Source organism: Enterobacter sp. Sphag1F (genome assembly GCF_014193275.1).
GTDB classification, from domain to species: domain Bacteria; phylum Pseudomonadota; class Gammaproteobacteria; order Enterobacterales; family Enterobacteriaceae; genus Pantoea; species Pantoea symbiotica.
Map to the genome: position 1 here is coordinate 123,795 of NZ_JACHZD010000006.1, position 13,192 is coordinate 136,986.

Annotated in this window: 12 protein-coding genes; all 12 read right to left on the reverse strand. The window is 54.1% G+C overall.

The features are described from left to right. Positions 1-54 precede the first annotated feature (54 nt). Complete coding sequence (locus FHW71_RS18870; protein ID WP_179452716.1) at positions 55-933, reverse strand: hypothetical protein; 879 nt, start codon at positions 931-933, stop codon at positions 55-57. Positions 934-1,029: 96 nt separating this feature from the next. Further along, positions 1,030-2,400, reverse strand: a complete 1,371-nt coding sequence (locus FHW71_RS18875; protein ID WP_179452715.1) for a reverse transcriptase domain-containing protein — start codon at positions 2,398-2,400, stop codon at positions 1,030-1,032. After that, positions 2,390-2,929 (reverse strand): SLATT domain-containing protein, encoded by a 540-nt coding sequence (locus tag FHW71_RS18880; RefSeq protein ID WP_179452714.1) that lies wholly within the window; start codon positions 2,927-2,929, stop codon positions 2,390-2,392. Before FHW71_RS18880 ends, FHW71_RS18875 begins: the two co-directional genes overlap by 11 nt. A 414-nt stretch (positions 2,930-3,343) precedes the next feature. Then, on the reverse strand, positions 3,344-3,883 hold the full coding sequence (locus FHW71_RS18885; RefSeq protein WP_179452713.1) for a GNAT family protein: 540 nt from the start codon (positions 3,881-3,883) through the stop codon (positions 3,344-3,346). A gap of 73 nt (positions 3,884-3,956) precedes the next feature. Beyond that, the gene (locus tag FHW71_RS18890; RefSeq protein WP_179452712.1) at positions 3,957-4,805 is read right to left on the reverse strand and encodes a VOC family protein; all 849 of its coding nucleotides are present in this window, start codon (positions 4,803-4,805) and stop codon (positions 3,957-3,959) included. A gap of 23 nt (positions 4,806-4,828) precedes the next feature. After that, positions 4,829-5,980, reverse strand: a complete 1,152-nt coding sequence (locus FHW71_RS18895; RefSeq protein ID WP_179452711.1) for an amidohydrolase — start codon at positions 5,978-5,980, stop codon at positions 4,829-4,831. A 2-nt stretch (positions 5,981-5,982) separates the two neighbouring features. After that, the gene (locus tag FHW71_RS18900; protein ID WP_179452710.1) at positions 5,983-7,080 is read right to left on the reverse strand and encodes an alkylhydroperoxidase domain protein; all 1,098 of its coding nucleotides are present in this window, start codon (positions 7,078-7,080) and stop codon (positions 5,983-5,985) included. Between the two features lie 87 nt (positions 7,081-7,167). Continuing rightward, on the reverse strand, positions 7,168-8,157 hold the full coding sequence (locus tag FHW71_RS18905; protein ID WP_179452709.1) for a putative FMN-dependent luciferase-like monooxygenase: 990 nt from the start codon (positions 8,155-8,157) through the stop codon (positions 7,168-7,170). Beyond that, the gene (locus FHW71_RS18910) at positions 8,154-9,764 is read right to left on the reverse strand and encodes an ABC transporter ATP-binding protein (RefSeq protein WP_179452708.1); all 1,611 of its coding nucleotides are present in this window, start codon (positions 9,762-9,764) and stop codon (positions 8,154-8,156) included. Before FHW71_RS18910 ends, FHW71_RS18905 begins: the two co-directional genes overlap by 4 nt. After that, the gene (locus tag FHW71_RS18915) at positions 9,761-10,609 is read right to left on the reverse strand and encodes an ABC transporter permease (protein ID WP_179452707.1); all 849 of its coding nucleotides are present in this window, start codon (positions 10,607-10,609) and stop codon (positions 9,761-9,763) included. Before FHW71_RS18915 ends, FHW71_RS18910 begins: the two co-directional genes overlap by 4 nt. Continuing rightward, positions 10,606-11,550 (reverse strand): ABC transporter permease, encoded by a 945-nt coding sequence (locus tag FHW71_RS18920; protein WP_175501720.1) that lies wholly within the window; start codon positions 11,548-11,550, stop codon positions 10,606-10,608. The genes FHW71_RS18915 and FHW71_RS18920 overlap by 4 nt, the downstream gene beginning before the upstream one ends. Before the next feature lie 12 nt (positions 11,551-11,562). Then, entirely contained in the window at positions 11,563-13,185 is a 1,623-nt protein-coding gene (locus FHW71_RS18925; protein ID WP_179452706.1) for a TIGR04028 family ABC transporter substrate-binding protein, read from the reverse strand. Positions 13,186-13,192: the final 7 nt, after the last annotated feature.

Here is a 13,192-nt window from a genome sequence, read left to right on the forward strand (position 1 = left end):
CGAACAGCGCAAGAGGCCGTTAGTCTGCATCTGTTGTGAGTTATATTAATTGAGTCAAATAAGTAACTTTTTTATATTTAATTTTATTTCTGTTAGTGTAGCCTTAAGTACCTGTAAACAAATCTTAGCTGTATGCTCTCTTGGTGTGAAGCCAGATGACATTTGCTGATAAGGATGAATATAATTACGAAAGTCCCTTAAAGTATGCGAGAACTTATAAGTATCAAGCTGAATGAGTCCTAAATCTTTCGCCGCATCAATAAAGGCCGCGAGATTCCAGTCATGAAAAGGCTGAACTTTACCATTACGATTCTTAGGAGAAGACTTCACCGTATTAAAAGCTCGGGGATAACTAGAGGCTAATCCAAGAAAAACCCCTTCTAAAGTACTACCAGCGATTAGTATCGTAGAGAGATAAGCCGCCGAATTATAGGTTTTTTCAATTTCATCGACTCGCTTGTTCAGAACTTCAGTTATATTAAGGTCCAAACCTAAATCAGAGATAGTAAAACCACTAAATTCACGACTCAAAAAGTCAGATTCAGATAGGTTACCGGACTTAAACGTAGTCTCTTTTAATTCAATCTTGTGAAGCTTTTTGAAATTTATTTCAGCTTCGTTTCTAACAACTTGCCATTTATCAAAAGCTAAGTACTGGTTGAAATCAAAAATATAGCGATCCAACTCATCAATACGACTTATAAAATTGACAGGATTGAAAACCTCTTTAATGCATTGATCAAGCCGTGGAGTTCCATTGATTTTTTCTAAACAATCGTCTGTATACTTCCAACGAGAAGGGAAGCCATTTCCATATGAATGATTAAAACCTAGTGCATTGAAAAACTTAACCAAATCAGGCCCAGAACGATACTCAGTAACTTCGTTTATCAAGTCTCGAAGTTTTTCACTCGTTTTATTATTAATGATCATTCAAAACCCTCAAGTACTTGTAACGTGCCTTGGAAAGAGATATGGCATTTTTTTATCGCCTCTTACGCTAGCATGTAGAGCGTAGTAATTCGGATCTTATGATATTCCTGATATGTCTTCTTCAAGTTCTTTAGCTGACTTTGAGATTACATATTTAAACCGTCTTTCTATTTCACTGTCGCTCATTTTTTTTGTTTTGTCTTTGCCTATCCACATTGAAACCAACTCCCTCTTCTGAGATTTATCAAGGTTATCAAAGTTAGGTATGTATTTGAATGTTTCAGCAGTTCCTCGGCGAAGTTCATAGAATGTTTTTATTAAGGATTTTTGTTTTATATCGGATGAAAGCCTGAAACGCCTAATCAGATTGCTCACGGTATGGTTAACGGAACGAAGTTGAGTCGTTGTGGTTATTTGAGAAAAATATGATACCCATCCAAGGCGTTTTCCTTCAAATACGCACCCCGTAATTCTCAGATTGAGCTTCCACTGGCAATAAGCTATCGCGCGCTCTTTATCTACTTTACTCTTGGCCTGCACTAATGCGTGTCTGTAAGCGGTGAAAATTTTAGCCAAAGATGCTTCAAATCTGAGAATGCTTTCATGTTTAATGAGCAATTCTCCGTGGCTTATATGATAACCAAGAAAGTCAAAGGATCCACGGAGAGAGCCAACTTTAGACTTTGAGTTCTCTTCATGTAATGGGTGAGGTTTTAGGTTCAGAAGTTCGAGTTTATCAATGACATTAGATGCCATTGATTCAGCTTGTCCATTATTCGTCAATATTAGAATATCATCAACGTAGCGCATAAACCAGATATCTGGTATTGCATTCATATCTTTGTCGAAAGTCGATAAGGAAATTTCGGCTAAGATATTTGATATTGCTAACCCTTGAGGAACTCCTATTGCATTAGATGATGCTCCTTTACTGCCTTTGAATTCGCTTACTGTAGGCACTACCAACGAAGACATTATTAATTTTTTAATCTCATTTTTTCTGACCTTTTTTTTCATCACATCAGCTATCAGCTTATGTTCAATTGAAGGATAGAAAGCTCTGAGGTCTATTTTTGCATATTCTGTGTAAATACCGCTATGCAGTGAAACCTTCAGTGAATTGATGACAGTGTGTGGAAGCCTTAACCTTGATTCGGGATAGATTTCCGTAAGGCATTCGCAGAGAGCCCTAAGCGTGATCCTGTCTCTGGCAGTTGGTATTGAGATCTGCCTTGGATTTGAGTTAGCTCCCTTTGAGATTAGTTTCTCTTTATAGGCAGTGAACTTATAACCACCAGACAAAACTTTTTCAGAAATGAATTTAACTTCACTTTTAATTCTAGGTTCAAGTTTGGCAGGGCGTACCCGGTCAATACCAATAGCTCCGGATTCTTTTATTCTTTCCTCATATATTTTCAGGAGGTTTCGTTCCGAAAAGGATTTCTTGAATTTTCGGTTAGCTGCCATAGTTTATCCAAAAAATCAGGAGAGGGAGCAAATAGAAGGAGTAAGTGAAAATGAATCGCCTTCCTTTCCAGTATTTAACTATCTGCATTTCGTCATCGGTTGGGATTCTCGAACTCAATCCTATTTGGGCAACTCGTGCAGCCTTGTCATCAATGTCAAGATGATTTTCAACCTCATCGAGTAATTCATGATATTTATCTCGTTGCTCTGGAGTTAAGGGGACACCATCAGTTGTGTTATAATACAGCCGTTGTAACGACAGATAGTTCCGTCTCATGGCAATCGCTCTTCCGCGAAAATCGAGGTTTGAAACCACAAGAGAAATTCCTAGCAAAGCTACCGAGAGTATTGATGCGATAATATCGGTATTATTTCCTAGGACTTTTGGGAAGCGAATTGATATGACGGAAAGTACCGCGCTAAATATAGCATACCAGACGAGAATAAACTGAGAATGTTTCTCAAGCCACTCTAATCTAAGATGTGCATTAATACGTGCTTTATATGTGAACCAGATATTGTCCCGCATAAAAACTCCATTTAATTTTTTTGGGATGAGGAGGGGGCAGGAGAGATTGGAACCGTTGAACACCCTGCTAAGCAGGATCAGTGAGCTTAAAGCCCAACAGCAAAGGTCGCTGTTCATTATCAGAGCCGCCCTTACATAAGTAAGAGGAAGTACCTGCCCCATCCTTCTGAATTATGTCTAATTTATCAGATTGAAGTCAATCTGATGCTTATGAAATGAATTGATTAATAATCATCCGCTCGATTAGCGAATGCTGAGACGGATTAGATCGATTAGTCAGCATCCAGTTGTACATCAACGAGTGCAGGTCACTTCCGCTTTTGGCACAAAGCGGACATCTCTATGTTTGATCGGTTTGAATATGGCTAAGACGTTAATCAAAACTGATCTCGATCTGAGTTGATAACAAAGGTATTACAACCCATATTCCCCGCTCAACAACCCAAACAGCCAATCGTTATGCCACGCATTTCTCAGCCAGTAATTTTCCCGCAGTTCACCTTCTAATACAAAACCGACTTTTTCCAGCAGTCGACGTGAGGGCGTATTGCCTGCGGTAACGGTGGCGCTCAGACGTCGGATGCCGCCGTCGCCAAACGCATAGTCACAAATCGCCCGAAGCGACTCGTGCGCATAGCCTTTGCCTTGCGCTTCCGGTGCGAACAGAAAGCCGACTTCGGCGCAGTCATTTTCACGATGAATATAGCCGCTGAAACCGATGCGATTACCTGACTGCTTCTCCCGCACTACCAGACACAACCAATGCGCGCTGCGTGGCGACCAGAGTGGCAATCTCGCAGTGAAATCGGTGTGAATTTTTTCTTCAGATTTTGCATCGGAAATGTAATGCATGACCTGTGGCGAGAGCTGGAGCTGACGGAAGAAATCCCAGTCGTCTTCGGTGATTTGCGAGCAGGTGAGTCTGAGGGTTTCGAGATGCAGTTTAGCGGTCACATTTCACCTTCGTTTATCAAATACGAAAGTGGATCAAGGTAAACCAGGTCGCCATAAATGGCGACCCTACAAATCACAACTGGAACCGCAACGCCACGCCAAATGCCTGCTCGGCACCGACAATAATCGCCGACGCTTCCTCGCGGAACGGCACGTCGCCGAGCAGCAAGCTGGCTTTCACCTTGAGCAAATCCGTGGTGCGCAAACTCAATCCTGCCATGCGTGCGCTGCCGTCGTAATCAATCGGCAATCCGGCGAAGCGCTGTTTCACATATTCCGCAGAGGCAAAGCGCACCGTCGCCACGCCCGCTTTGAGCACAAACGCGCCTTCCTGACAGGCGGTGAGCTTATCGGCACCAAACAAGCGGCTATAAGGCTGCGCGGCAGCGGCGGGATCTTGCGCCACTACCACGAATTCGACGATATCGCTCACGCCATTGGGATGGACGCGCCATGCGTCCTGCCATACCGAATCCGGCGTGTCGTGCTGGCAAAAGAAACTGCGACCGTTTGCCACCAGAGACGGGCGCAACCGCACGGTGCGGAAACGCGCTTCCTGCTCGGTGCCGTCCGGTAAGGTAACGGGACGGAAAAAGCTCGCCGGCAGATCGCCGTCGATGTCCTGACTCTCCAGATAGCGCCACACCGCGTCGGCATCCTCGGTTTTCCACACCAAACCGCTGAGGCCAATCGGCGACTGCCACAGATCCTGGCGCAGATTGCCACGTCCAGCTTCAAACCCCAACAGCTCCAGATAGTTATCACCAAAAATCGCCAGATGATTACTGGAACCGAGCGAGTGATGGCCGCGCTCGGTCAGCTGAAATCCCAGGCGACGAAACAGCGCGCTGGCGTCATCCAGCTGGCTGGCAACGTTGATCACCACATGGTCGAGACGTGGAACAGGTACAGAAATCGCCATCGGTTTTCTCCTTGCTCTCATGGTCACGATGCCAGCGCCTGTTGCTGGCGCAGCGTCAGCAGCGCGCGCTGCGCCAGTTCGGTGAAATAATGCACCGCCGGTTCCAGCATCGCTTCATCCGGATCGAATCCGGCGTGATGCAGGCCAAATTCACTGGCGCTGCCGATGCTCACAAACGCGCCCGGCAGCTGCTGCAGGTAGAAGGCGAAGTCTTCGCCGCCCATTTGTGGCGTGCCGACTTGGGTTTGATAGCCTTGCTCTGCTGCCAGTTCCAGCGCGAAATCGGCCCATTGCGGCGTGTTGACCAGTGAGGGCGGGCCTTCCTGCCACACCAGCTCCGCCTGCGCGCCAAATCCGGCGGCGATGCCATTGATCAGCGCTGTGATTTTCTGCGGGATCTGCGCGCGAATCGTGGCGTTGTGAGTACGCACAGTGCCTTCCAGTTCCACCGTTTGTGGCAGTACGTTCCAGCTGTTGCCCGCAGTAAAGCGCGTGACGCTGACCACCACCGATTCCAGCGAACTGAACACGCGACTCGGCAGCGTTTGCAGCGCGGTGACGATGTGGCTGCCAATAACGATGCTATCAATGCCTTCATGCGGACGCGCGGCGTGCGCGCCTTTGCCGGTGATATTGATTTGAAAGCGATCGACGTTGGCATAATAAGCGCCGCCGCGTGTACGCAGCGTGCCGGTCGGCAGATCCGGCGCGTTATGCAGGCCGAAAATCGCCTGCACATCTTTTAGCGCACCCGCCGCCAGCAGCTGTTTCGCGCCGGTGAAAATCTCCTCGGCAGGCTGAAACAGAATGCGTACGCGGCCGGGCAGCTGGGATTCGATGCGTTTCAGCTGCTGCGCGACGCCCAGCATCACGCTGCTGTGCAGATCGTGGCCGCAAGCGTGCATCACGCCCGGCTGCTGCGATCGCCACGCGTGATCGCTTTGCTCGTCGATGGGCAGGGCGTCGATGTCGGCACGCAGCGCAATCAGCGGTTCGCCGTGACCGATTTCTGCCACGACACCGGTTTTCAGCTCCAGCGGCAGCAGCTTGACGTTCAGTTCCTGCAGCCAACGGGTAAGGCGTTCGGTGGTGGCAAATTCCTGATCCGACAATTCGGGATGCTGATGCAGCTCGCGTCGCCAGCGCACCAGCTGTTGATGGGAAAGATCCGTCATGGTCATCCTTGTGTGTGTTCAGGTAAGAAAGGTTCGCCGAGCGTCAGCATCAGGCGGTTCGCCCAGGCGAAGAAGGCGGCGGATTGAATCAGGTCCAGCAGCTCCAGCGTGCTGAATCCCTGATCGCGCAGCGCCTGCAGCTGTTTCAGGCTGGTGGCGGCAGGCGTGATCGATAAGGTGGCAACCAGATCGATCTGCGCCGCCCAACGGGCCGATTGTCCGTGCGACAGCTCAGCGCCCGGCGCCACATTGAGCAGCTTCTGCACCGCCGGTTCATCTTTCGACAGCTGGCTGGCTTTGCGTGCATGGACCGATGCGCAGTAGATGCAGCCGTTGACCTTGCTCACTACCGTGGCGGCGAGTTCACGTTCGGCGCGCGAGAGTCCGCCAGCGGTGTAGAAGATGCCTTTATCGGTCAGCGTGCGCTGTTCGAGCAGCGGTTGATTGCGTCCCAGCAGGCGGAAATAATCGGAATCGCTATGGCCGAATTTCGCCAGCGTCGCCTGCTCTTCAGCGCTAAATTCCTGCAGCGGTTTCGCCGCCAGCCACGGTTCCCAACCCAGTTCCTGTTGGGTAAAGGCGGTGAGGGCAGTTTTCCCGCTGAGGGTGAGCGGCGCATCGTGCCATTTACCGGCAACCGCATGTGGCTGCGCAACGGTTTCTTCGCCATTGAGCAAACGCAAACCCGCGAGTAAGCGGCTCTGGAAGCTGACAAAGGCAATCAGCTGCGCCAGCGTGACGATGCCGCGCGGCGACCAGCCAGCAGTTTGCAGTTTTTCGATGTGCTGCGGCGCGGCATCAACCGGACGCAGGCTCAGCAGTTCCGCAAACGCCAGACCCGCAGCGAAGCGCGCGTTTTGCGGCTGATCGTGCTGGCGGTAATGCGCTTCAAGACTTGACGCACCATGCCAGGCCGCGACCTGCGCGGCGAGGGCGAAGCGCTCTGCTAACGGTAAATCTTCATCATCTTGCAAAAACAGCACGTCGTAGCTGCCTTGCGTGTGCTGCGTGGCGGCATGACGCTCGGCGCGGGCTTGTGCCAGTTCAGAAGCGGGATCGATATCCGCTAGCGCGGCCAGTAAATCTGTCGGTTGAGACATGCAATTCTCCAGTTAAGCGTTAGAAGGTCACCATCAATGGCGACCCTACAAATCCCAGGGTCGCCATTGATGGCGACCGCTAATGACTTAGCCGCGCAGCGCGGGCGCAATATGTTCGGCAATCAATTCGATGGAACGCAGAATGTCGGCGTGTGGCGGATCGATGGAGTGCACCTGGAAGCTGATATCGGTGACGCGTTGCAGCGACGTATCGGCGAGCAGCGACTGCCGCACCTGGTCGGCATCGCCGAAGTGCGCATCCAGCTGGCGCGCCTGTTCGTCCAGCGTATTGCCAATAACGTGTCCTGATTCACGGAAATGCTGCGCCTGGCGCTGCAAGCCCGGTTCGGCAAGGCGGCGCGCGTAGTCTGTTGAATCTGCGACAAAAGCGGTGCGCGATGCCAGAATGCGCGGCGCAATGCCCGCCGGTAATGCCGCCAGATAGGCATCGATCATCGGGTTTTGTATCTGGTCGAGCGGCAAATCCGGCTGGCCCGCTGGACGCGGCTGGGTGCGCGACAGCATCAAACCGTGCCCGGCTTGTCCCGCGCGCGCGGCACCTTCCACCGAGAAGGTGGCGATCCACACGCGCTGTGCCAGCGTCGGCGCAGCGGGATAAAGATGGTTATCCGGATGTCCCAGCGTATCGCCGCGCCAGGCGCTCAGCAGCTGATGCAGATGATCGGCAAACACGCTGGCGCGTTGGTCGATGGTGATGCCGAACGGCAGAAACGAGGTCGCGGTGCCGCCCGACCCTAAACCGACTTCGAGGCGACCGTTGCTCAGCAGATCCAGCACCGCCGCATCTTCGGCGACGCGCAGCGCGTTCTCCATCGCTAGCGTGATGATGCCAGTGCCAAGGCGAATGGTGCGGGTGTGCGCGGCAACGTGGGCCAGAAACAGTAGCGGCGACGGCAAGCCGCCTTCTTTCTCGTGAAAGTGGTGCTGCGCAATCCACGCGCTATCAAAACCGTTGCGCTCAGCGTGCTGAATCTGCTCGGTTGCCAGGCGATAGCGCTGCTGTGCGGTAGTGTCATCCAGCAGGCGGGTGAAAAATCCAATACGTTTACGCGTCATGCAGACTCCTTAATCAGCGGACGGAAAGCGGGAATCGCGTCAATCAGCGAACGGGTATACGGATGCTGAGGCGCGTTAAATAGCGTGACGGTGTCACCTTGTTCAACCACTTCACCGGCGCGCAGCACGGTGACGCTGTGCGCAATGCGGCGCACGGTGGCGAGGTCGTGGGTAATAAAAAGATAAGTGAGGCCGAGTTCACGTTGCAGCTGTTGCAGCAGTTGCAGAATCTGCGCCTGTACCGTGACATCCAGCGCCGAGGTGGCTTCATCCAGCACCAGAATCGCCGGTTGCAGAATCAGCGCGCGGGCGATGGCTACACGCTGACGCTGGCCGCCGGATAACTCACGCGGTTTGCGCGTCAGCAACTCCAGCGGTAACGCTACGCGCTGTGCCACGGCGGCGACGCGTTCCCGGCGCTGCGCGCTGCTGAGTTTCTCAAAGTTACGCAGCGGTTCCTCAATGATGGCGAACAGCGTCTGGCGCGGATCGAGCGAGGCAAATGGGTTCTGATAGACAAACTGAATCTTGCGGCGTAATTGGCGTTGCGCTTCACCGCGCAGCGCGGTGGCGTCGATCCCATCGATCACCACGCGACCGCTGTCGGCCTGCTCAAAGCCTAAAAGAATGCGCGCCAGCGTGGTTTTCCCCGAGCCGGATTCGCCGACCAGCGCGTGCGTGGTGCCGCGCGCCACCGTGACGCACACCTCTTTCGCCACCTGCAACTGCTGCTGGCGACCAAGGGAAAACTGTTTATTGATGCCGGAGAGCTGAATCGCTGGTGACGAGAAGTTGGCTTGTGTCGGCACCGACAGCGCGCTGTCGCCCGGATCGGCATCCTTTAACAGCTGCCGCGTATAGGCATGTTTCGGCGCGTTGATCACCTGCGCCGCCGGGCCTTGTTCCTGTACTTCGCCATGACGAAATACCAGCAGGCGATCGGCACGTTCTGCCGCCAGCGCCAAATCGTGCGTGACAAACAGCACTGCCGTGCCGGATTCACGGCGCAGCACATCCAGCAGATCGAGAATGCGTTTTTGCACCGTGACATCCAACGCGCTGGTGGGCTCATCGGCAATGATGATCTGCGGACGCATGGCGAGGGCGATCGCGATCAATACGCGCTGTTTCATGCCGCCGGAAAGCTGATGCGGATACTGCTTGAGGCGCTGTTCCGGATGGCTCAGCCCTACTTTTTGCAGCAGTTCCAGCACGCGCTGCTGGCGTTCAGCTTTGCTGATTTTCAGGTGCAGCTGCAGCATTTCACCGACCTGATCGCCGATGGTTTTCACCGAATTAAGCGAGTTGCCCGGATCCTGCGGCACTAAGCTGATGCTGACGCCGCGCAGGCTATCAAGACGTTTTGATGACCAGCCAGCGATATCGGTGCCGTTCAGCACAATCCTGCCGCTGTCACGGCGGCCGTTTTCCGCCATCAAACCAATAATCGCCTGCGCGGTGGTGGTTTTGCCGGAGCCGGATTCACCGACCAGCGCCACCATTTCACCGGGCTGTAATTCAAAGCTGACGTTGTGAACCACCGCACGCCACTCGCCGCGCTGGCGATAGCTGAGGGTTAAATTTTCAATGGCTAATAACGCGCTCATGCGTCACCTCCGGCCAGTTGACGGCTGATGCGGTTAGCGGCCAGCACCACGGCCACCACCACAATGCCAGGGAAAGTGGTGAGCCACCACGCGGTCGCCAGATAGTTACGTCCTTCGGCGATCAATAATCCCCATTCGGGCGTTGGCGGCGGCGTGCCGTAGCCGAGAAAGCTCAGCGTCGACAGCGCCAGAATCGCCTGACCAAACTGCAAGGCGGCGAAGGCGATCACCGCCGTCAGCGAGTTGGGTAAAATGTGACGCCACAACACGCGCCAGAAACTGCCGCCGCTGCCGTAAGCCGCTTCGACGAATTCACTGCGGCGCACGCGCACCACTTCACCGCGCGCCAGGCGGGCAAAGCTGGCAATTGAGGCGATGCCCACCGCCAGCGCGGCGTGAACGGTGCCGAAACCCAGCAGAATCAGAATGCTGAGCGACAGCAGCAGCGAGGGAATCGACAGCAGCACATCAACCAGGCGCATCAGCCAGTTTTCGGTGCGACCGCCCATCGCGCCCGCCAGCACGCCGAGCGTGGTGCCGCCAATCAGCCCCATCGCCACAGCTGCGACCGCCGCCGACAGCGACTGTGACGCACCATAAATAATGCGCGTGTAGAGATCGCGGCCTAGCTGATCGGTGCCGAGCCAGTATGCGGCCTGCGGCGGCAGACGCTGCGCGCCGGGCACGCCTTCAGTCGGACTGAAATGGGTAAACAGGCCAGGCGCAAACGCCGCCAGCAGCGTCAGCAGCATCACGCCCCACGCCAGCCACAATCCGGGCTGGATGTTGAACACGCGCGGAGTGCTGATTTTTTGCCGCGCAGTGGAGTAATCGACCAGGCTCATCGGTGGCCTCCGGCAATGGATTGCAGACGTGGATCGAACAACGGCATCAGCGCATCGACCAGCAGGTTAATCAGTACAAACGCCAGCGCGGAGATCATCACCACCGCCTGTAACACTGCGACGTCCTGATTATTCACCGCCTGCTGCGTCAGCTGGCCAACACCGCTTAGGCCAAACACCGTTTCGGTAATCAGCGCTCCGGCGATCAGTTCTCCGAGCAGCAAACCGGCGACGTTCAGCACCGGCAGCAGCGCATTGCGCATCACGTGGTGCCACAGCACATGGCTTTCGCTGGCGCCTTTGGCGCGCGCCACCGCCACAAACGGCTGGGTAGAAACCTGATCGATGCTACGTAACAGAATCTGCGCCAGCGGCGCGGAGATCGGGATCGCCACGGTAATCACTGGCAGGATTAAACCCTGCAGCGCCGACGGATTGATCACCGGGATCCAGCGCAGCTGGAAGGAGAACAGCTGAATCAGCGCGATGCCGAGCCAGAAGGTTGGCAGCGAGATAAACAGCGCCGGTACCGATTGCAGCACGGAACGCAGGAAGCGCAGCGCTGGCAAACGCGATAACGCCGCCAGCGCGAACGCGATAATCGTTGCCAGCGCAAAGCCGAGCAGCGCCAGTTGCAGCGTGGCGGGCAGGTTGCTGATCAGCTGTTCGCTGACCGGCACGCCCGCCTGCACCGAGTAACCAAAATCGCCGCGCAGCATCGCCAGCAGCGTGTGCACGTACTGCTGCCAGAGCGGATTATCCGCGCCGTAAGCCAGTCGCATTTCGGCGATCTGATCCGGGCTGAGGCCCAGATCCGGGTTCTGAAACTTGATCAGCACCGCATCGCCGGGCAGCACCTGCAGCAGAAAGAACGACAGGGTAAACGCGGCCCACAGCACCAATACGCTTTGACCCACTCTTCGCAGCAGTGAACGTTGCATCATTAACCTGCCTTAGTGTTTTTCCAGCCACGCGCCGTAGAACGACGGACGACCTACGGCTTCAAAATTCACGCCTTTCAGCCACGGCGCACCAGCAAACACCTGCGGTTCTTCAAAGATCGGAATCACATACGCCTGATCGAGCAGATAACGCTGCGCATCGCCGGTCACCGCCAGACGTTTCGCTGGGTCGACTTCCGAGGAGATAGCCAGTAACAGCGTATTCAGCTTGTCGTCGCGGAAGTTCTGTACCTTGTCGCTGGAGCCGCCTTTCTGCAGCAGCGCATCGCGGTTAGTTGGATAGAACTGGCTCTTCACTACGTCAGGATCGGCGCGGCCCACTTCGGAAACGGTAAGCGGGGTTTTCAGCGGATCGAGGTTATCCAGCACGCGGCTGCCGGCATCACCGGCTTTCACCGCCAGCGCGACACCCACCTGACGCCACTGTTGTGCCACCAGCTGCAGCACCTCTTTGTTCTGCGGCTGCGGCAGCGATTCATAAATGGTCAACGCCAGTTTCTTGCCATCCTTCTCGCGGATGCCGTCGCTGCCCGGTTTCCAGCCCGCTTCATCCAGCAGTTTTTTTGATAGCGCCGGATCGAATTTCAGCTTGTCGGCCAGATTGACGTAACCGGCCGCCGAAGTGGCGATCACCGATGTGGCCTGCGGATAGTTCGGTGAGAACAGGGTTTGCACCACTTGCTGCGCGTTGGTGGCGTGCAGCAGTGCCAGGCGTACTTTCACATCGCTGACCAGCGGGTTATCCGGGCGGAAGCTGATGCTGTCGTTGACGCCACGCGTGGGCGCCGCGTAAATCGGGAAGTTTTGCTGCTGCGCCTGCTTTTCGTCATAGGCTTGCACCTGACGAATAAAGTCGGCCTGGCCGGCCAGCAGCGCGCCGATGCGCACGCTGTCTTCCGGCGTGACGATGAATTTAATGCCGTCGAGATTGGCTGGACCTTGCTGGGCGAGATTTTTCGGGCCCCATTGATAATCTTTGCGCGCGGTTAAATCGACTTCGCGCCCGAGTTTTTCATCGCTGACCACAAACGGACCGGAACCGACAATATGACGCGCATCGCCGAGTTGATCGAAGCTACGTTGCAGCGTGCTGAGAGAAACTAATCCCGATCCAATCGTTGCGGTGCCCTGTAAAAAACCCGGTGACGGTTTTTTGAAATAGAATTTCACCGTCTGAGGATCAATAACTTCACTGCGATCGTAATTATTAATCACTTCGGAAACCGGCAGGCGCTGGGCTTTATTTCCCAGACCGTAAGTATCAAAGTTTTTGGCTACCGCATTGGCATCTAAAGGCGTGCCATCGGAGAAGGTGACGCCGGGACGAATTTTAAAGGTATATTCGGTTTTATCGGCGTTGCTGCTCCAGCTTTCGGCAATCCAGGGTTCAACTTGTAATGTTTTTGGATTCTGCCACGTCAGTTTATCGGTGATTTGATTCAGAATTCCGCCATTGGGATAAAAGCCACCGGCAGGTGGATAAAGGTTGGTGTGCGCCTGTTGTTCGAGATAAACCAGCGTGCCGCCTTTAACCGGCGTGTCTGCCGCGTGGGCGCTAAAAATCCCTGATAGCAGGGCCAAACTCAACGCCTGCAAGTGAAAATGCTTAGTCATGGTGTTT

Excerpts from the sequence above, each read along its gene's own strand:
- FHW71_RS18895 (WP_179452711.1), bottom strand. The coding sequence starts at position 5,980 with ATGACGGATCTTTCCCATCAACAGCTGGTGCGCTGGCGACGCGAGCTG.
- FHW71_RS18900 (WP_179452710.1), bottom strand. The coding sequence starts at position 7,080 with ATGTCTCAACCGACAGATTTACTGGCCGCGCTAGCGGATATCGATCCC.
- FHW71_RS18905 (WP_179452709.1), bottom strand. The coding sequence starts at position 8,157 with ATGACGCGTAAACGTATTGGATTTTTCACCCGCCTGCTGGATGACACT.
- FHW71_RS18925 (WP_179452706.1), bottom strand. The coding sequence starts at position 13,185 with ATGACTAAGCATTTTCACTTGCAGGCGTTGAGTTTGGCCCTGCTATCA.
- FHW71_RS18890 (WP_179452712.1), bottom strand. The coding sequence starts at position 4,805 with ATGGCGATTTCTGTACCTGTTCCACGTCTCGACCATGTGGTGATCAAC.
- FHW71_RS18880 (WP_179452714.1), bottom strand. The coding sequence starts at position 2,929 with ATGCGGGACAATATCTGGTTCACATATAAAGCACGTATTAATGCACAT.
- FHW71_RS18870 (WP_179452716.1), bottom strand. The coding sequence starts at position 933 with ATGATCATTAATAATAAAACGAGTGAAAAACTTCGAGACTTGATAAAC.
- FHW71_RS18915 (WP_179452707.1), bottom strand. The coding sequence starts at position 10,609 with ATGAGCCTGGTCGATTACTCCACTGCGCGGCAAAAAATCAGCACTCCG.
- FHW71_RS18910 (WP_179452708.1), bottom strand. The coding sequence starts at position 9,764 with ATGAGCGCGTTATTAGCCATTGAAAATTTAACCCTCAGCTATCGCCAG.
- FHW71_RS18920 (WP_175501720.1), bottom strand. The coding sequence starts at position 11,550 with ATGCAACGTTCACTGCTGCGAAGAGTGGGTCAAAGCGTATTGGTGCTG.
- FHW71_RS18875 (WP_179452715.1), bottom strand. The coding sequence starts at position 2,400 with ATGGCAGCTAACCGAAAATTCAAGAAATCCTTTTCGGAACGAAACCTC.